Annotated in this window: 19 protein-coding genes, 1 tRNA gene and 1 pseudogene; 10 read left to right on the plus strand and 11 right to left on the minus strand. The window is 45.2% G+C overall.

Annotation, left to right across the window (positions count from 1 at the left end):
* The first annotated feature begins 224 nt into the window (after positions 1 to 224).
* The 4 genes from sppA (at position 225) to QUB68_RS11220 (ending at position 2,504) form a co-directional block, all read left to right on the plus strand.
* The gene (sppA, locus tag QUB68_RS11205; protein WP_332992255.1) at positions 225 to 1,043 is read left to right on the plus strand and encodes a signal peptide peptidase SppA; all 819 of its coding nucleotides are present in this window, start codon (positions 225 to 227) and stop codon (positions 1,041 to 1,043) included.
* Positions 1,044 to 1,245: 202 nt separating this feature from the next.
* Positions 1,246 to 1,653, plus strand: coding sequence for a chorismate mutase (gene aroH, locus QUB68_RS11210; protein WP_332992257.1), 408 nt, complete (start codon positions 1,246 to 1,248; stop codon positions 1,651 to 1,653).
* Positions 1,654 to 1,768: 115 nt separating this feature from the next.
* On the plus strand, positions 1,769 to 2,158 hold the full coding sequence (locus tag QUB68_RS11215; RefSeq protein WP_332992259.1) for a DUF433 domain-containing protein: 390 nt from the start codon (positions 1,769 to 1,771) through the stop codon (positions 2,156 to 2,158).
* Entirely contained in the window at positions 2,145 to 2,504 is a 360-nt protein-coding gene (locus tag QUB68_RS11220; protein WP_332992260.1) for a type II toxin-antitoxin system PemK/MazF family toxin, read from the plus strand. The genes QUB68_RS11215 and QUB68_RS11220 overlap by 14 nt, the downstream gene beginning before the upstream one ends.
* A gap of 210 nt (positions 2,505 to 2,714) precedes the next feature.
* On the opposite strand, the gene crtR is transcribed toward QUB68_RS11220, so the two are convergent.
* Both crtR and QUB68_RS11230 read right to left on the minus strand, forming a co-directional pair.
* Complete coding sequence (gene crtR, locus QUB68_RS11225; RefSeq protein ID WP_332992262.1) at positions 2,715 to 3,605, minus strand: beta-carotene hydroxylase; 891 nt, start codon at positions 3,603 to 3,605, stop codon at positions 2,715 to 2,717.
* Between the two features lie 155 nt (positions 3,606 to 3,760).
* Positions 3,761 to 3,934: a hypothetical protein gene (locus tag QUB68_RS11230; protein ID WP_332992264.1), complete on the minus strand. Its 174-nt coding sequence runs from the start codon at positions 3,932 to 3,934 to the stop codon at positions 3,761 to 3,763.
* 99 nt (positions 3,935 to 4,033) lie between these two features.
* On the opposite strand from QUB68_RS11230, the gene pyk reads away from it, so the two are divergent.
* The 5 genes from pyk (at position 4,034) to QUB68_RS11255 (ending at position 7,816) form a co-directional block, all read left to right on the plus strand.
* On the plus strand, positions 4,034 to 5,821 hold the full coding sequence (gene pyk / locus QUB68_RS11235) for a pyruvate kinase (RefSeq protein WP_332992656.1): 1,788 nt from the start codon (positions 4,034 to 4,036) through the stop codon (positions 5,819 to 5,821).
* A 94-nt stretch (positions 5,822 to 5,915) separates the two neighbouring features.
* Positions 5,916 to 5,987 (plus strand) — tRNA-Thr (locus QUB68_RS11240).
* Positions 5,963 to 6,127, plus strand: a complete 165-nt coding sequence (locus QUB68_RS11245) for a hypothetical protein (protein WP_332992265.1) — start codon at positions 5,963 to 5,965, stop codon at positions 6,125 to 6,127. Before QUB68_RS11240 ends, QUB68_RS11245 begins: the two co-directional genes overlap by 25 nt.
* A gap of 263 nt (positions 6,128 to 6,390) precedes the next feature.
* Positions 6,391 to 7,449 carry a hypothetical protein gene (locus QUB68_RS11250; RefSeq protein ID WP_332992266.1) on the plus strand — a complete coding sequence of 353 codons (1,059 nt, stop codon included), beginning with the start codon at positions 6,391 to 6,393 and terminating at the stop codon, positions 7,447 to 7,449.
* Between the two features lies 1 nt (position 7,450).
* Positions 7,451 to 7,816: a hypothetical protein gene (locus QUB68_RS11255; RefSeq protein WP_332992268.1), complete on the plus strand. Its 366-nt coding sequence runs from the start codon at positions 7,451 to 7,453 to the stop codon at positions 7,814 to 7,816.
* Positions 7,817 to 7,961: 145 nt separating this feature from the next.
* On the opposite strand, the gene QUB68_RS11260 is transcribed toward QUB68_RS11255, so the two are convergent.
* The 8 genes and pseudogenes from QUB68_RS11260 to QUB68_RS11295 all read right to left on the minus strand — a co-directional run bounded on the left by QUB68_RS11260 (position 7,962) and on the right by QUB68_RS11295 (position 14,772).
* On the minus strand, positions 7,962 to 8,120 hold the full coding sequence (locus QUB68_RS11260; RefSeq protein ID WP_332992270.1) for a hypothetical protein: 159 nt from the start codon (positions 8,118 to 8,120) through the stop codon (positions 7,962 to 7,964).
* 81 nt (positions 8,121 to 8,201) lie between these two features.
* Complete coding sequence (locus QUB68_RS11265) at positions 8,202 to 9,260, minus strand: potassium channel family protein (protein ID WP_332992272.1); 1,059 nt, start codon at positions 9,258 to 9,260, stop codon at positions 8,202 to 8,204.
* A gap of 86 nt (positions 9,261 to 9,346) precedes the next feature.
* Positions 9,347 to 12,202 carry an AAA-like domain-containing protein gene (locus tag QUB68_RS11270; RefSeq protein WP_332992274.1) on the minus strand — a complete coding sequence of 952 codons (2,856 nt, stop codon included), beginning with the start codon at positions 12,200 to 12,202 and terminating at the stop codon, positions 9,347 to 9,349.
* A 19-nt stretch (positions 12,203 to 12,221) separates the two neighbouring features.
* On the minus strand, positions 12,222 to 12,752 hold the full coding sequence (locus QUB68_RS11275; protein ID WP_332992276.1) for a type IV pilin-like G/H family protein: 531 nt from the start codon (positions 12,750 to 12,752) through the stop codon (positions 12,222 to 12,224).
* A gap of 106 nt (positions 12,753 to 12,858) precedes the next feature.
* Positions 12,859 to 13,119 (minus strand): annotated as a pseudogene (locus QUB68_RS11280) (type IV pilin-like G/H family protein); the annotation flags it as partial.
* A 12-nt stretch (positions 13,120 to 13,131) separates the two neighbouring features.
* On the minus strand, positions 13,132 to 13,374 hold the full coding sequence (locus tag QUB68_RS11285) for a hypothetical protein (protein ID WP_332992278.1): 243 nt from the start codon (positions 13,372 to 13,374) through the stop codon (positions 13,132 to 13,134).
* 177 nt (positions 13,375 to 13,551) lie between these two features.
* Entirely contained in the window at positions 13,552 to 14,112 is a 561-nt protein-coding gene (locus QUB68_RS11290) for an SPFH domain-containing protein (RefSeq protein ID WP_332992280.1), read from the minus strand.
* 117 nt (positions 14,113 to 14,229) lie between these two features.
* The gene (locus QUB68_RS11295) at positions 14,230 to 14,772 is read right to left on the minus strand and encodes an NfeD family protein (protein ID WP_332992282.1); all 543 of its coding nucleotides are present in this window, start codon (positions 14,770 to 14,772) and stop codon (positions 14,230 to 14,232) included.
* A 174-nt stretch (positions 14,773 to 14,946) separates the two neighbouring features.
* Between QUB68_RS11295 and QUB68_RS11300 the strand changes: the two genes are divergently transcribed.
* Positions 14,947 to 16,758, plus strand: a complete 1,812-nt coding sequence (locus QUB68_RS11300; RefSeq protein WP_332992284.1) for an AAA-like domain-containing protein — start codon at positions 14,947 to 14,949, stop codon at positions 16,756 to 16,758.
* A gap of 7 nt (positions 16,759 to 16,765) precedes the next feature.
* On the opposite strand, the gene QUB68_RS11305 is transcribed toward QUB68_RS11300, so the two are convergent.
* A complete protein-coding gene (locus QUB68_RS11305) occupies positions 16,766 to 17,326 on the minus strand; it encodes a Uma2 family endonuclease (RefSeq protein ID WP_332992286.1) in 561 nt (186 codons plus the stop codon).
* Between the last annotated feature and the right edge of the window lie 261 nt (positions 17,327 to 17,587).

A 17,587-nucleotide genomic window follows, 5' to 3' on the forward strand; every position in this document is an offset into this window, starting at 1 on the left:
TATATCGGTGTTGTTCGCGATCGCACTCCTTTGCCAGAAACCGGGTTTTTTCACCCAGATATTTGCCTCAAACCCTAAATCTCTGCAAAAAACCCGGTTTCTTCAGTCTCACCAGTGGGCCTCTCTTTTTACCCTGAGCGAAGCCGAAGGGCCCTCTTCCTTCAAGAGATGAGTCACACTATAAGTTAGCTACAAAAAATCGTAACATTGCCTGTAAACTGCCCATGATTTGGCCATTCAAGCCCCGCTACCGCAAACAAATCGCCCGCATCGAAGTCACCGGAGCCATTGCCGGAGAAACCCGCAAACGAGTTCTAGAAGCGCTCAAAACCGTTGAAGAACGGAAATTTCCCGCCTTGCTGCTGCGGATAGACAGCCCCGGCGGCACAGTCGGCGATTCCCAAGAAATTTACAGCGCCCTCAAGCGTTTGGGCGAAAAAATCAAAATAGTCGCCAGTTTCGGCAATATCTCAGCTTCTGGCGGAGTTTACATCGGCATGGGAGCCCAACATATTGTTGCCAATCCCGGTACGATTACTGGCAGCATTGGCGTGATTATCCGGGGTAATAATCTAGAAGGGCTGCTAGAAAAAGTCGGCGTTTCTTTTCAGGTGATTAAATCGGGGCCGTATAAAGATATCTTGGCATTCGATCGACAATTAACCGATCCCGAACAGCAAATTCTGCAAGACTTAATCGACACCAGCTACCTGCAATTCGTCGAAACCGTCGCCCAAGCTCGTTCCTTGGCAGTTGAAAAGGTCAAAACTTTTGCCGACGGTCGGGTTTTTACCGGCCAGCAAGCCTTAGAATTGGGTTTGGTCGATCGACTGGGAACAGAAGAGGACGCTCGCCGCTGGACAGCCGAACTCGCAGGCCTCGACCCCGAAAAAACCGAATGCTGCACCCTAGAAAAACAAAAACCTTTCCTAAATCGCATCTTGGGGAGTAGTCTGGATACATCCGGGCTTTCAGCTTACAAGAATTTGCTGGAATTCGAGCTTTCTACTAGCGGTTTACCGCTGTGGCTGTATCGTCCGTGATTAAATAGTCAGTTGGCAGTTGGCAGTGGCAGTAGTCAGTTGGCAGTTGGCAGTTGGCAGTTGGCAGTTGGCAGTAGTCAGTAGTCAGTTGGCAGTGGTAATTGGTAATTGGTAATTGGTAATTGGTAATTGCAACTAACAACTAACAACTGACAACTAACAACTCACAACTGACAACTAGCAACTGACAACTGACAAAAAAATGGAGAATATTTGCGTGGAGTGGCAAGTGCGGGCGATTCGCGGGGCAACAACTGCCAGCGATAATTCGGTAGAAGCAATTCGAGAAGCGGTGAGAGAACTATTAGATGAATTAGAAACAAGAAATGATCTAAATCCCGAATTAATTATTAGTGTCACCTTTTCTGTCACCCGCGATTTGGATGCTATCTTTCCGGCCGCAGTCGCCCGCGAACGTCCCCGCTGGTGCAATGTTCCTTTATTAGACGTTCAGCAAATGCACGTTAAGGGTGCTTTAGAACGCTGCATCCGTTTTTTAATTCACATCAATTGGCCCGCACACACTGAAATTTATCATCCTTATTTGCGCGGAGCTCAAAATTTGCGCCCCGATTGGAATTTAGCCGTCGCGGTTGCTGGGGAAAAATAAGAAAATCACTTTTTGATTGATTAAAAAGTTAACCCACCAGCAACGGTGGGTTTATTTTTAACTGAGTTAGAATTGGCAAATCTTTTGTGTTATGCTTAGTAGAGGAGGATGTTTTATGAACAGAACAAATCTATTATCTCGGATTTCGATCGATCCGAATATATGTTTTGGCAAGCCCAGTATACGGGGACATCGCATCTGGGTTTCCCTGATTCTAGATTGCCTAGCTAGCGGAGCAACTATCGAGGCAATTATTCAGCAGTATCCAAGTATAGAGCGAGAGGATATTCTTGCTTGTATTGCTTACGGTGCTGAGCTAATTGATAACAATAGTGAACCTCCGCAGTTAGCAAGTCTCAAGGCAGATAGAGTGATTTATGCCGACTTTTCAGAAATGGCAAACGATACAGAATATCAAGCAGAAGCTTTGACAATTTGTCAAGAATTTGAGGCGGCGGACTGGGAAGCTTTGCTAATAGGTGAGTCTGAATATGAGACGCGGTGAAGTTTATGATGTCAATCTTGAACCCGTTCAAGGCTCAGAACAAGGAGGGACTCGCCCAGCCATTATTGTTAGTAATGATTCGATAAATGCGTCGAGTCAAGTTGTGCTTGTGGTTCCTTGTACCACTTATCGCCCTACACGCCGCATTTATCGCACTCAGGTACTGATAATTGCTCCTGACGGGGGATTCGATCGCGATTCAATAGCACTTGGAGAACAAGTTAGAGCTTTAGCGAAAACTCGCCTCTTGCGTAAACGCGGGATACTTTCTGAGTCTACTTTGGTGGAATTAGATCGTGCTTTGTCGATCGCCTTAAATTTACCCGGTTACAGCGAATCCACTTGAAAAACTCGGTTTCTTTGGTAAGTAGACGGTACAGTGCAAAGTAAACAATGAGATTTTCGCGACTTTCCTCACAATCTTACAACTGACGCACGCCCGGAATAAATGGTGCGTCAGTTGTGATATTTTCGGTGATGATTGAGAATTACCAAACTGACGCACCCTACAATAACTTATAAAAAAACCGGCTTCTCGAAGAAACCGGATTTTTTGTCAATCATTAGCCTTCTTGTGATGCAGCCTAATCCCTAAAAAGATGTCATATATAAAACTCCAGAAGTCCTTCTTCCCTTCCAATATTCCCAGACTTTGAGGAGAACCCTTTTCATCTAATAGCGGCTTCACAGCTTCGTAAGCTGGCTTGTAATTGTACCAAGGAATTGAAGGCCATAAGTGATGGATCAAATGATAGTTCTGCCCCAAAATTAAAATATTCAGAATCGGACTTGGATATACTCTGGCATTTTTCCAGCGATCGCGCTCGTGAAACGGACGGTGCGGCAAATAATCAAAAAATAACCCCAAGGCTAATCCCACCACCAAAGCAGGAGAAAACCAAAAGTTCAGCACATAACCTAAATGGTCATACTGAATGGAGATATAAACCACTCCGATCACAAACAAACGGCTGAAAAACCATTCCCAAAGTTCGTGTTTTCGCCACAGTTTGCGCTTAAAGAAGAAAATCTCGTGGTAAAAAAACCTCGCAGCAATCAACCACAGAGGCCCGCCGGTAGAAACATAATGGTCTGGATCGTTTTCTGGGTCATTGACGTGGGCGTGATGCTGCATATGTACCCGCGCAAATACCGGGTAAGCAAAGCCCAACATCAGCGCGCTACCGTGTCCCAAAATAGCGTTAATCGTGCGATCGCGGTGAGCCGCGTGGTGAGACGCATCGTGAATCACAGTTCCAGCCATGTGTAACGCCAGCACGTTCAGCGAAAAACAACACCAATCCGGCCAGTCCCCGTACCAGTAGCCCACAAAGGAAATCGCGATAATCGCTAATGCACTCAAAAACAACAGCAGCGTCGGATTCAAGTCACCCGGAGGACTCAGAAACTCTTTCGGCACTGTCAGCGGCCGTCCTGCCTCCGACATTTTTGTTAACACTCCTTAATATTTCACACTTGCGTAGTATAAGATACAAGTCTCCAAATAGTAAAGTTTGGTAAAAAAACTGAGTTGGCTCAGAAGACGCTAGCCCCTGCACCACAAGCAAAGTATTGCTGCTCGGAAACCATACCAATGCTAGATTAGTCAAAGGGCAGAGCAGCCCAACTCAAATAAATGGGTATATCTGTATTTATGTCAAGCCTGGGAGCGGAAATATTTTCAAAAAAGGGCGATCGCCAAGAAAAGATTACCGATCGGTAAAAAGTCAGATATTCTATATATTGGTCAATGCCTGCTGTTTTGACCAATATCAAAATTTTTAAGAGTTCAGACTAGCGTCATTGCTGGTATTGAAAGATGAAACATTAGCCGAAATTTCAACAATAAATCCTCCAGCCACCCCATCTCAATTCATGCAACCGCCAAAAGCCCTACGCCGAACTAAAATTGTCGCCACCATTGGCCCTGCCACATCCGACCCACAAGTGCTGCGGAACCTGATTGAAGCTGGTGCGACAACTTTGCGGCTCAACTTTTCCCACGGAACAGAAGAAGACCACCAGCGCAGCATTCGCTTAATCCGGCAAACCTCCTTTGAACTCAACCAGCCGGTCGCCATCCTCCAAGACCTCCAGGGCCCGAAAATTCGTTTAGGGCGCTTTGAAACAGGCTCTATAGTTGTCAAAAACGGCGATCCTTTCATTTTGACCAGCCGCCCGGTTGCCGGTACAGAACTGATTTCCTCCGTCACCTACGAGCCCCTAGCTTCGGAAGTCCCAGAGGGAGCCGTAATTCTGCTGGATGACGGAAAAGTAGAAATGCGCGTCGAAAAAGTAGACCGCGGCGCGGGAGAACTTTACTGCCGCGTTGTCGTCGGCGGGCCGCTTTCCAACAACAAAGGCGTGAATTTTCCGGGAGTTTACCTGTCAATTAAGGCACTCACAGATAAAGACCGCAAAGATTTAATGTTCGGCCTCGACCAAGGTGTCGATTGGGTGGCTCTGAGCTTCGTGCGGAATCCCCAGGATATGCTGGAAATTAAAGAGCTGATTGCCAGTGCCGGCAAGCAAGTACCGGTGATTGCTAAGATCGAAAAGCACGAGGCGATCGAACAAATGGAAGAAATTCTCGCCCTTTGCAACGGCGTGATGGTCGCCCGGGGCGATTTGGGCGTGGAACTGCCCGCCGAAGACGTGCCGATTTTGCAAAAGCGACTGATTGCGACTTCCAACCGCATGGGGATTCCGGTAATTACCGCTACCCAGATGCTCGATAGCATGGTCAGCAATCCCCGTCCCACCCGCGCCGAGATTTCCGACGTGGCCAACGCCATTCTCGACGGAACTGATGCGGTGATGCTTTCCAATGAAACGGCTGTTGGCAACTTTCCTGTCGAAGCGGTGGCGACGATGGCGAGAATTGCGGTGCGGATGGAGAGGGAAGGAATTAAGCGCAATATTAGAAATGTAGAAGATGTTGGTCGATCGATCACCAACGGCATCAGCCAAGCAGTCAGCCAAATCGCCGAACAGTTAAACGCAGCGGCGATTATGACGCTGACCAAAACCGGCTCTACAGCACGCAATGTCTCGAAATTCCGACCAAAAACTCCAATTTTGGCAATTACTCCTCACGTAGACGTAGCCCGACAACTGCAATTAGTATGGGGAGTCAAACCCTTGCTGGTGCTGGATTTGCCCTCCACAGGCCAGACATTTCAATCTGCGATGAATGTCGCCCAGGAAAAAGAGTTACTATCCGACGGAGATTTAGTGGTGATGACCGCCGGTACTCTGCAAGGGGTTGCCGGATCAACGGATTTGATCAAAGTTGAAGTAGTGACAGCCGTTTTAGGCAAAGGCACCGGTGTCGGTTTGGGTTCGGTGAGCGGCATGGCCAGAGTTGCTCGCACTGCTGCGGATGTGGCGAATTTCCACGCTGGAGACATTTTGGTAGTAGAGCGCACCAGCGCCGATTTTGTGGAGATGATTCGCAAAGCAGCCGGTGTGGTGACGGAGGAGGAAAGTTTGACTTCTCACGCCGCGATTATCGGTTTGCGCTTGGGCGTGCCGGTGATTGTGGGTGTGGAGAATGCCACGCGGGTAATTCGGGACAAAACTATGCTGACGCTGGATATGCAGCGGGGTTTAGTTTATTCCGGGGCCCGAGGCGGCTCAACTGACGGCGAACTTGTCGTTTAACTAATTGTGAGTTTTGAGTTGTGGAGTTGTGAATTAAATTCTACAACTCCTTGCTTTTTTCGCTTAGGTTGTGCTATAATTCAAAATTGTCTGTGCCGATGTAGCTCAGGGGTAGAGTATTCGATTCGTAATCGAACGGTCGTGGGTTCAAATCCCACCATCGGCTTTAAAAAATTTCGACCTTTGGGTATTCTGGCGGTTAGCTGTTCCGCGAGGCGCTGGATCTGGATTTTGACGGGTAAGTTTGTTGTGCCGGTGTGGTTGGATGTGATTTATGGGCGATCGCGAGAGAGGGTGAAGGGGTAGAGTGCGATCGCTCCAAATGGTAGAGTTTGATATGGAGAGGGCGATCGTATGACTGAAAACAGGTGAGCCTGTGATTCCGGTATGGTTATATCGGATACAGCATTTGGCAAGTAGGTTAGCAGGGTAGAACGATAGTGCTATTGCCTCTGTTGGAATAATGCGCCTTGTCAGAGATACCAGGCTAGAGATACCAGAAAAATATTTAGCTTTTAAGCCTTTCTCAGGTTAAGATTAAGAAACAATAAAAGCCACTATCTAGAAAAATGTCTCTCGCACAACCCCCAGAAGCAAAAGCCACTATCCGCTTGATGGGTCAGGAAATGGAGAATTGTGAAGTCCCCATCGAAATTTTAGTGCGTGTTCTAGGTGGATTGCAACAAATTATTTACCTACTCGCTACTGTCGAAGAAAAATGGACAGTGAAACAACGATTTAAAGTGCCTTTGGAAATGCAGCAGCGTTATGCTTTACGTGCTAGCATTCCTCAACCTGGAAGCTATACCCTTCCTGTTGTGCTGCACTCTGATTTTAATAGTCACTTGGGCCATTATACAGCAATTATGGAAAAAATGGAGGCATTTTTTTCCAGTTTAATCCATTCAAACTTTAACCAAGTTCAGGATATTTTCCCCGATTCAAAACTCAGGAATAGAGCTTTATTAGAAAGTAAAAGAATCCTACCAAAAGCCGGAGAAAATTGGAGTTTAGGATTTTCACGAGCTGATAGACCTGAATTAAATCTCACCAACGAATCTACCGCTTATATCAATGATTGGCTCAATCAAGAATCCTCTGAAGATACTGTAATGACAGTAACAGGAGAACTAATTCGCATTGACTTTGATAAACGCACGGTAGTTTTAAGGTATCCACCTACTCACCAGGAAATCGAATGTTTTTACCTGGAAGAGTTAGAAGATTCAATGATTGAAAATCGTCGCCAGCTAATCCAGGTAACAGGTCAGTTTACTTTGGATGCTGAGGGTCATCCTACTAAACTAACAGATGTTACCAGAATAGAACCTGTAGAACTATCTCCCATTATTTTGCGAGAAATTTCATGGTTAGAGAGAAATTTTATTTGCAAAAATCCCCTAAGACTGACCCCTAAAATGGATGAAGATACCAGTCAATTATTTGTTGTTGAAGAACCTAACATAGGGATTGACGTTTTTGCTTATACTCGTGATGATTTAATTTATGAAATTAATGAACAAATTGTGATGATGTGGGATGAATATGCCAAAGCGAGTGTTGAGGATCTAGCCTCAGATGCTCAACATTTAAGAGAGCAGTTACTCAACCAAATTGAAGAGGTCTAGAATGCCACGCCCGAAATCAAAAGTTGAGTCTGGATTATTAAAAAAGGGATTTCAAGAGTCAGAAGGAGATCATCATTATTTCATTTACTTTACCCAAGATGGCAAAAAAACAGCAGTAAAAACTAAAACAAGCCATACAAAGAAGATGAAAGATATTCCTGATAATCTTTTGGGTCAAATGGCAAAACAGTGTTATTTAGCAAAGCAACAATTTTTAGATTTGATTGATTGTCCACTGACTCAAGAAGACTATGAAAAAATTCTCCAAGTCAAAGGAATTATAAATACTTCTGATACTTCACCATTTCCCCAAACTCCAGAAAACAATGCTGACACTGGCCATCCACCCAAAGGGCCGACACCTTAAACCGCGCCCCACAATGAGGACACTCCGATCGCATCGCAACCTTAACCCATGCCTCCCACACCCCTGCATCCCCTTAAACTACCACTCAATCCTATGACAAGGCGACTCCCATAACACGCCCCACATAAACGAATTGACTCCAACTTCATCTCCACCCCACAGGTGGCAACATCTCCCTCAACTGTCGCGCCTCCACTCCCAGCACCATCCCCAACGCCTCCAACTGTTCCCCAGACGGAAACGGATTCAAATAGAACTTCTCCCAACGTGCGATCGCACCTTCCAACCCCGCCAACTTCCCCAACCAGCCGGCGTTAACTCATTCGCCCGCCGCAACCGCCCCAAAACAGGACTTGCATTCCGAACGATCAAACCTGAAATCGTATTACTTCGGAGGGCGAGGGACGCGAGAACTCAGCGGGCTGAGGATTTGATTCAGGGCGCGCAATTGTTCAGCAGTGCCCAAACAAATCAGCATATCTCCTCCTTCGATCGCAGTGTCTCCAGTTGGCCCGACAATCAAAGTCCCGCCAGCGCGCCGAATCGCTACAATTAACGCCCCAGATTGCGATCGCAGCTTGGCATTTCTCAAAGTTTGTCCGACGTAGACACAACTATTCGGATCTACCAGAAATTCTTCCATGTAAAAAGCACTCTCGGTACCCGTCAAAACCCCGTCTAAAAAATCCATAACTTGAGGCCGCAAAGCTGCCGCCGCCATGCGTTTTCCCCCCGTAATGTAGGGGGATACGACGGCATCCGCGCCGCCACGCTGCAACTTCTTTACGGCTTCCTCTGTGGTGGCGCGGGCGATCGCCCGTACCTTCGGATTCAGAGTTTTCGCCGACAGCACAGTGTATAAATTCTCGGCATCCGACGGCAAAGCGGCTACTATGCAAATTGCGCGATCGATCCCCACATTCAACAAAGTTTCATCCAGTGTCGCGTCTCCCTGCACCGCCGTGTACCCCAGCGTCAAAGCTGCCTCAACCGAATGCACCGCCGAATCTACCACCACAAAAGGAATATTTTCTGCCTCAAATTCCAGCGCAATCTGCCGCCCAGTGCGCCCGAAACCACAGAGAATGTAATGCCCGATCAAAGAATCCACCAAACGCCGCTGCTGCCTAATTCTTGCTCCTTCTTGAAAATATCCTTGAATCAGCGCTTCTGTAAAGCGGTTGACGATGAAACCAATCGCCACAACGCCCATCAAAATCAGGCACATGGTAAACATTCGCCCGCGTCTGCCGAGGGGGTGAATTTCCCCGTAGCCGACAGTTGCTAAGGTAAATACTGTCATGTAAGCGGCATCCAGCAGAGACCATTTTTCCACCTGCCAATACCACAGAGTACCTGTACAGAAAATGCCGCCAAGGGCGATGATGCCGCCCGTTAACTGTGTTTGCAGGCGCTGGTACTTTTGCTCTAGAGTTGAATACACCGATCGCCCTGACCTATGATTTATTAGCTGCTACCAAATTTAAGCATATCAAGACTTACGCAGAAACCCGGTTCCTCGGAGTAAATCTAAAATCTAAAATCGCCTGATTGACTTTCAATCCCGTCGCAGAGGTGGCGGTTGCTGGAATTGGCGATCGCATTTGTCTGAAAATAATTCCGGGCGACATTGCAACCCTGCACCAACAAATAGTCAAGATTAAGATTCCACAGTATCACCGTACCATCAGCACTCGCACTAGCGATCGCCTTACCGTCAGGACTAAAACTCGCACTCCAAACAGCAGCCTTGTTACCTGTTAAAGTTTTGAGCAATGTACCGTCAATTTTCCAGAGTCTCAACATTTTATCTTTGCTTGCAGATAGCAACATTTGACTGTCGGGACTAAAACTAATATTTGTCAATCCACTTGTATGCTTTAAAATACTCAGCGCTGTGCCGTCTTTGCTCCAAGTTCTCACAGTTCCTCCAGCACTTGCAGCCGCCAACATGGCTCCGTCGGGACTGAAACTTGCACTCACAATTCGATCGCGATCGAACTGTAAACTTCTGAGCAACTTGATATCGCTACTTGCCTCGATTGACTGCTGTTTTTGCAATTTTTGCACAACCTTGGTCAAACTCCACAGTTTAACAGTACCATCAGTACCAGCCGCAGCAAGTATCTGACCGTCGGGGCTAAAACTCAGGCTGGTTATCCAACCTTTATCCACTTGAAAACTTGACAATTCTTGCCCGTTCATCTGCCATAGTTTAACAGTTCCATCGGCACTTGCTGAAACAATAATTTTACCATCTGGACTCAAACTGATGCTGGTTAATTTAGTCCTGTGTCCTGTTAAATCGTGCATCAACTTTCCGTTGGCTTGCCAAATTTTCACCGTTTTGTCGTGGCTGGCGGAAACAACTATCTGACCGCTAGAATTGAAGATTGCACTTATAATTTTATCTGTATGCCCGGTCAATGTTGCTTGTAAAGTGCCATTAGTTTGCCAAAGTTTGATATCATTGCGATCGGTAGCTGTAGCCAGTATTTGACTGTCTGGACTGAAGCTCGCGAAAGCAAGGTTAGTGGCTTGACTCTGCCAGAGGCGACGTTCCCGCAAGCTGTAAACTGCCTGTTCTAGGGCGATCGCCACTCGCGTCTGAATTTCTGAACTCACTCCGAGCGATCGCTGCATTTCTCTGACAGCTTTCATGCTTTCGATTAAAGCTTCCAGTTTTTTGTCCGCTGCAAATAGGGTTTCGGAAAATAAGCTGAGAGTCAGGATTTTGTTATTTCTTTCCTCAATTGATGGCTTGATCCAAAAAGCAGCAATTAAGATGAAAATCATTAATACTGAACTTACCGTAAAAATTCGCACTTTCAGTCGTTCTTCACGCCAGAGTTTAAGTTGAGTAACTTTTCTAAGTTTTTGCTCGGCGGATAGTTTTTCTAATAACTGATTTTCCCGGCGCAATAGTTCTATTTCTGCTTGAGTTTGTTGCTCGCGATCGCACAATTGGGCAAATTCTGCCTCTTGGCTAGCCGCTAAAAACTGATAATCTTGCGTACTCAAGCTTTTACCAGTCGCCCATTCTCGCGCATCTTGCAATGCTTGACCCCGCAACAAGCGAGATTCATCTTGACAATCTGATACTATCCATGCTGTTAGAGATTCCGCATAAGGCCGCAAGTCACCTAGTGCTTTTTCTACCCAATTATGGTTGAATATAGCTGCGTAAATGCGGTTGGATACGGTTAATTTTCCGCCTCGTTTTACCACTAATCCGCTCAGTCGCAATTCAGTTTGCTCGGAACTATCATCCGCCCAGATTCCCCCAGCCAGGGCGGACACGCACCATCCAACGCCCGTACAATCGGGGGGTTCTGAGAGTTGCAATATTTTTTGATATAGCCCTAATAACCTACTAGCGCGGTGCTGACTTCTCAAAAGGCGATCGCGAATTGTTTTCAAATGCGCTGGCTCATCAGCAGCTTCCCAATTCTCAATAATCTGAGCTTGCACAATCTCCCCAATCAACAATCGGTTCTTAGTAAGGATTTCAATCCTTTCTCCATCCGTTAAATCCGTTACAAAATCCGCTGCCGAACCTTTTTCCGTTAAATCCGTTAAATCCGTTACAAAATCCGCTGCCGAACCTTCTTCCTTCCATTGAACAATCAGTTTACACAGCTTTTGAGTCAGAAACGGTTGTCCGTCAGTCCACTCCAAAATCTCTTGTAAAACTTCTTGAGGATTATCAACTTTCCCCTCAAACCCCTTGAGTAAAGGCAAACATTCGTGTAAGCTAAAGCCCTGAAGTTCAATAGCTCGACCAATATTAAACGGCGTGCGAGTTGCATCACTAATTAAATCCGATGGCGTAGCGACTCCCAGCAAAGCAAATGTTAACCGCTGATATTCTGATTTGTGCGCCCGTTTATTGTAGCAAGACCTAATCAAGGCAAAAAAATCATCTAGCGATTCTTTGAAACTGAGAACGCTATCAATTTCATCAATAAAAATGACAATATTTTGAGAAATCTTGACCAGCAATAATTCTTCAATTAACTCTCCTAAACGTTGGACTGGCGACATCAATTCTCTCTCTCGCCACCAAGTCATAAACTCGACTGCGTTAAACAGGTTGAAACTGCACAAAAGTTTGTAAGCGACGCCGCCGTACCACTTGTCTAGAGAGACTTGCTGGTTGCCAATGTCCGAAAGGTCGATCGTAGCACAAGCAATGCGATCGGCCGAGAGCTTTTGTACGGTTTGAACTAATAAGCTAGATTTGCCCATTTGTCGGGAATTGAGCACGTAACAAAACTCTCCGGCTTTGAGAGCTCGATAAAGTTCCGAGTCAGCTTGTCGCACTACATAAGTAGGTGCATCTTGCGGGAGACTACCGCCGATTTGATATTGGTAATCGACTGTCATCAGCTTGCCTCTAGTTAGATTATTTTGTCACTTGTGTTGTGCCTTTACCACAAATCAGTTTACCATTTTGATAAGTTGGTTCCGCTAGTTCAATTGTACCGGGAGAATCAGCTTCGCACAAGATGGATTGTGTTGTCATTGCATTTTTAGGAGCAGTTGGATAATCAGGAACTAAAAACACACCGCCAACATAACTTTTTTCTTTTTTTTGCTTGGAAACTGAATAATTTAAAGCAGCTTTATTTGTCACAAAAAGTAAATACTTGTAGTTGGTGGTTTCTGTTTTAAGTCCAAGTCCTAAAGCTTCAATAGAAGTGGAAAAAGCATTTTTTTCTGCATAATAAGCTTGCTGACCTTTGTTCAGTGAACTAACATACTGTTTTGCTTCCGATTGCTTAGACTTATTTGCCATATTCAGAAAAGATGGCATAGCAATCGCTGTAAGGAACATTAAAATCACTAAGCATCCACAACCATCATATAAAATCCTAGCTGACTTAGAAGCACGCTTATAGAAAAGGCTAGCTGGCTTAAAATCATGTTGACTCATGGTATTATCTCCTCTCTGTTTGTAGTAAGGACTTTAGTCCTAAAAAAGTGAATTAAATGCCGATTTTAACTCGCGATAGGCTGTCATTATCCGCCCTGAAATTCGATTATTCTGTTACTGCTGTCGTGCCTTTGCCACAAACAGTTTTACCATTTTGATAAGTAGGTTCTGCTGGTTGAATTGAACCGGGAGAATCAGCTTTGCACAATATGGCTATTGCCTTGAGTTCATGTTTGGCAGCATTTGGTTCAACTTCTTTAGCAGGAACTACAAAGACACCGCCCACATAACTTGTACTTTTTGGGTGCTTGGATACTCCATAATTAAATGCTGCTTGCTTGGTGGCGCGAACTGAATACTTGTAATTTGGGGTTTCAGTTTAAATGCCTGTTCCTAATGCTTCAACAGAATTAGCCAAAGTGTTTTTTTGAGTAAAATAGGCTTTTTGTTCTCTGTTCATTGAGCTAAGATACTGTTTTGGTTCCGATGTCAGCTCCAGAATTTCGTCGTTAATAAATGAGGGGCTAGCTAGCACGCCAATTACTCCGACGTAGATTAAAAACAACAAGCATTCGTAACGATAAAGTGAAAGGCTAGATAACTGAAATTTTTGTTGACTCATGGTAGTGTACTCTCTGTTTTTCTAGTAAAACCGATAGTTTGAGAGGGAATGAATTGCAAGAATCCCAAGTTGGTAAAGGCGAAGCATTCCGGCAGATATTTTATTCGTTAGCAGCAGAGATTTATTGCCGGAATGCTTCGCCCCTACGGATATATTTGTTGCAAAAATGGGATGTTCCTAATATCGCAACTTTTGTGCTTCTTTTTTGTCGGAATATTCGGGCTTAGTCACTTTACTGCCGATCGCAAAATCGCGCAATTCCACCCTCGTAAACTTCACACCCCACGGATCGGTGGTTGTATCCAACTCCTCCACTAAAGTATTATTGAGTTGATGGCGAGCTGTATGAAGTTCCTCGACAGTTAATTTAGCAATCTGAGTCCGAATGGAAAGAATCAGCATATTGAACATGGCTTCCTTGAGATTCTGAACTTTGTAAGAAGCTTTTTCTAAGTCAATGATTCGCCAGTACACAATAAATTCAAGAGTGACAAAAACCCGATCGCTAGTTGCACATTGTTGCGGTGGCAGTTTTAACATTTGCTCCCGCAGAGTTTGTTTATAAGCGACTGTTTCGACAAACGGAATCAGAAATGTCAAGCCAGGTTCGAGTTTTTTGCGATCGTACTTTCCGAAAATTTCAACTAAAGCCTCATCTCCTTGACGGACAATTTTAACGCTGCTGACTAAAGATACTCCGGTGATTGCAAACAACACCATCAAAAAATACTGATACATACTGAAACTCCTGGTAAATAGTTGACAGTTGAAAGTTAATTTCTTAGTCCGCGAAGGCGGACTTTGCTTGTGTAGAAGCGATTTCAATCGCCGATTGATCGAGAAGCCAACTGAGACTTAGCTGTTGATGTTAATTAATCTGTCAGGTATCACAATCAGCGTGTTGCCTTCGCGACGCAAAACGTATACTTTTTGTCTGGGTGCGATTCCTTGGGAATCTTCGTTGCGAGCTTTCCAAGAAGCACCTTCATAAATCACCATTCCGGTTTCTCCGGGGAAAATCTCAGAGATAGTTGTCGCTTCCGTTGCTTCGGGAATCACAAACTTTTTGCGAACAATGAAAATCGGTCTAATCCAGATACTCAGAGCGAGAGATATTCCCATCCAGTAGGATATCTGCCAGTCAAAATCTTCATACATTACGTTTGCCCAACTGAATTGAAATGCTACCGATCCTCTCCACAAAATAAAGGATGAAATTAGAGCAGCAACTCCCATCATCAGCAGGTAAAACCTGTATTTTTGGGGCTGAGTTTTTTGGATGAAAAGATCGATCGCACTTAGCATAACTCCCAGCACAAACCAAAACATCGGTGGTGTGAAGGCGAAACCCGATCGATTAGTGGCTGATGCCAGCGACCAAATTAGGATAGAATGCACAATGCTTTTACCTCGTTTTGATGCGATCCAACCTTGTTATTTCTCATCTAATCAGGCCGCTATTTGAGTTGACGAGTGACTTATTTGAGAATTCATCGACTTTTCATCGACTTTTTATCGACTTTAGGACAATAGGCATTTATGATGGTTTCAGTGTCTCGATCGTTATAAGCAATGCCTCGATCGCTCAGGCTGCGTCTCCAGTACATTCCCGCAGTTAAATCGTCTCTGCTGAGAAATGGCTTTCCCAGTCAGAAAATCCTGGCTGAGGATTTAGGGATAGCCCAATCTACTGTCAGTCATTTCCTGAATGGCAAACCTGTGGATTATGCTAATTTCATCGAAATTTGTCGCGGCTTGGGCCAGGAATGGCGCGATATAGCCGATTTTGAGACTCAGTGCGAATCGGTAGAAACACAGTCGATCGCAGCCAAAATAGCCAAAATTGCGATCGTCTTCCTTGATCAGCCTCCCGTAGGGGCGGGCTTCGCTAACGCGCGATCGCTCTCAAACAACATTTTTTTCCAGCAGTTGCACCAAACTTTGAGCGCCGCGGGCCACGAAGTCTTTTTAATTAACAACAGCAGCGACTCACGCTCGTATTTAAAGCTTTCCGATTATTTTCTGATGCTGATATCCGCAGAATCTGCTGCGAGCGAAATGGTATTAGAACAAGTGCAGCTAGCCAAACAATTGCACAATCTCACCGCTAACAAACCAGCTATTCTACCAATTTTTATTGAATTAAATACACCGCTTTCCTTTGATTTACTCAGTTATTTACAAGGAATTCAGCCCTGGTTGTGGCGCTGTGCCGACGACTCATCAAAGTTATTATTAGAAATTTTAACTACCATTAAAGAAGGTCGCACATCGTTAAATACTGACAATGAATTCGCTGTAAATTGGAACGAAATTACTAGCACAAAACAGTCAATAATTCAACCCCAACCCGCAGCAGCACCGGAATTGCCGGGAGGACAAGTAGATTTAGCTTCTCGTTTTTATATCGATCGCCCTCCGATAGAATCGCGCTGTTACGAGGCGATCGCCCAACCGGGAGCCCTGATCCGCATCAAAGCACCCAGACAGATGGGCAAAACTTCCTTGATGGCGCGGATTTTGCATCATGCAGAAGTGCAAGGTTCTCGCACGGTAGCGCTGAGTTTTCAGCTCGCAAATCGGAGAATATTCGCTAATTCCGATACATTTTTGCAGTGGTTTTGTGCTAGCGTCGGTCAAGAGTTAGGAATGCTGGAACAGTTGCCGAAGTGTTGGGAATTAGCCGATTTGATTGGCAGCAATCAGTGCTGCAAGGCTTACTTTGAACAGTATTTGCTGTCAGAATCGTCACCACCTCTGACTCTCGGTTTGGATGAGAGCGATCGCCTTTTTGAATCGCCGGAAATTGCCGATGACTTTTTTGGGTTGTTGCGCGCTTTGCACGAAGAAGCGAAGCGGCGAGATATTTGGAAAAAATTTCGTTTAATTGTGGTACATTCCACCGAAGTTTATATCCCGCTGGATGTGAATAAATCGCCGTTTAATGTCGGATTGCCGATAGAATTGTCGGAGTTTAATTCGCAGCAAGTGCATGAGTTAGCAGCGCGACACAAACTGAATTGGAGTGCGACAGAAATTGCAGAATTGATGGCGTTAGTGGGCGGACATCCCTATTTAGTGCGGCTGGCTATGTATCGCATTGTCTGTCAAGATGTGACGTTAAATCAATTGCTGAAATCGGCGACAGCGGAGGCAGGAATTTACAGCGATCATTTGCGTCGGCATTTGTGGAATTTAGAAAAATATCCCGAATTAATCGAGGCGATGAGAGAGGTTGTGAGTGTCTCAAATTCCGTCAGATTGAGGTTAGAATTAGGGTTTAAATTGAACAGTATGGGGTTGGTGAAACTGGATGGCAATTATTGCAGTGCGAGATGCAGTTTGTATGAGGAGTATTTTCGCGATCGGCTAAACTGCAAGTAATCATGATTTAGCCGATCGCCAAATCCACACTAACTACAAATTCGGGAAAAGCCAGCGGCGAAACTTCGTCGCCCCGCCAAAACCTCAGCATTAAACTGTAACCGTTAACCGTTGGTTGGCGGTATACTTCCAAGCAGTTTTCCTGTAAATTGACTATCCAGACTTCCTGAATTTGCGATCGGGCATAAATCGGAAGTTTCACGTCTCTGTCATAGTCTATCGAAGTGTCAGCTACTTCTATTAACAGCAAAACTTCCGATGGTAGGGGATGGGCGGTTGAATAGTAATCGGCGCGAGGTTGCAGCAATACTAAATCGGGTTGCGGTTCAGTTCGCTGACTGACTTGAATGGGGTTTTGTACAGTCACGATCGCCCTTTCTTCTGGAAGCCGGCAAAAGATTCGGGTAATGCGGTTCACACAACCTGCGTGACGAGTTCCAATAGCGGCCATTTGCACAAGTTCTCCTTCTATCAATTCTACGCGATCGCGATCGGAAAGAATCCCAGCTTTACCCATATTATGGTATTCTTCTACTGTGAAAAGTCTTTTGAGCAACTGCACAGCCATAACTCACCGTTCCTCTAATCATTTCTTCAATTATAGTCAGTCGCGCCCTTAAATACCACTAATGTCTAAAGTCGATGAGAAGTCGATGAAAAGTCGATGAAAAGTCTCTTGACTTGTCAAATAGCCTGGTGATTTAATAGAGATAGAAGAGAACCAAGGCGCAGTATGCGAACTTTGCAAACCTCACCGCACTCAAATGAGGCATTTACCTAAAACCTAACTATCCTCGCGCATCTCCTCCGATCGTGACTTGCTTGAAAA

It is taken from the genome of Microcoleus sp. A006_D1 (assembly GCF_036702805.1).
Classification (GTDB): Bacteria; Cyanobacteriota; Cyanobacteriia; order Cyanobacteriales; family Microcoleaceae; genus Microcoleus.

Bases quoted from the DNA above. Each gene is read 5' to 3' on its own strand.
- QUB68_RS11270 (WP_332992274.1), bottom strand. From the start codon at position 12,202: ATGACAGTCGATTACCAATATCAAATCGGCGGTAGTCTCCCGCAAGAT.
- aroH (WP_332992257.1), top strand. From the start codon at position 1,246: ATGGAGAATATTTGCGTGGAGTGGCAAGTGCGGGCGATTCGCGGGGCA.
- QUB68_RS11255 (WP_332992268.1), top strand. From the start codon at position 7,451: ATGCCACGCCCGAAATCAAAAGTTGAGTCTGGATTATTAAAAAAGGGA.
- sppA (WP_332992255.1), top strand. From the start codon at position 225: ATGATTTGGCCATTCAAGCCCCGCTACCGCAAACAAATCGCCCGCATC.
- QUB68_RS11290 (WP_332992280.1), bottom strand. From the start codon at position 14,112: ATGTATCAGTATTTTTTGATGGTGTTGTTTGCAATCACCGGAGTATCT.
- pyk (WP_332992656.1), top strand. From the start codon at position 4,034: ATGCAACCGCCAAAAGCCCTACGCCGAACTAAAATTGTCGCCACCATT.
- QUB68_RS11305 (WP_332992286.1), bottom strand. From the start codon at position 17,326: ATGGCTGTGCAGTTGCTCAAAAGACTTTTCACAGTAGAAGAATACCAT.
- QUB68_RS11215 (WP_332992259.1), top strand. From the start codon at position 1,769: ATGAACAGAACAAATCTATTATCTCGGATTTCGATCGATCCGAATATA.
- crtR (WP_332992262.1), bottom strand. From the start codon at position 3,605: ATGTCGGAGGCAGGACGGCCGCTGACAGTGCCGAAAGAGTTTCTGAGT.
- QUB68_RS11220 (WP_332992260.1), top strand. From the start codon at position 2,145: ATGAGACGCGGTGAAGTTTATGATGTCAATCTTGAACCCGTTCAAGGC.
- QUB68_RS11300 (WP_332992284.1), top strand. From the start codon at position 14,947: ATGCCTCGATCGCTCAGGCTGCGTCTCCAGTACATTCCCGCAGTTAAA.
- QUB68_RS11285 (WP_332992278.1), bottom strand. From the start codon at position 13,374: ATGAGTCAACAAAAATTTCAGTTATCTAGCCTTTCACTTTATCGTTAC.
- QUB68_RS11250 (WP_332992266.1), top strand. From the start codon at position 6,391: ATGTCTCTCGCACAACCCCCAGAAGCAAAAGCCACTATCCGCTTGATG.
- QUB68_RS11275 (WP_332992276.1), bottom strand. From the start codon at position 12,752: ATGAGTCAACATGATTTTAAGCCAGCTAGCCTTTTCTATAAGCGTGCT.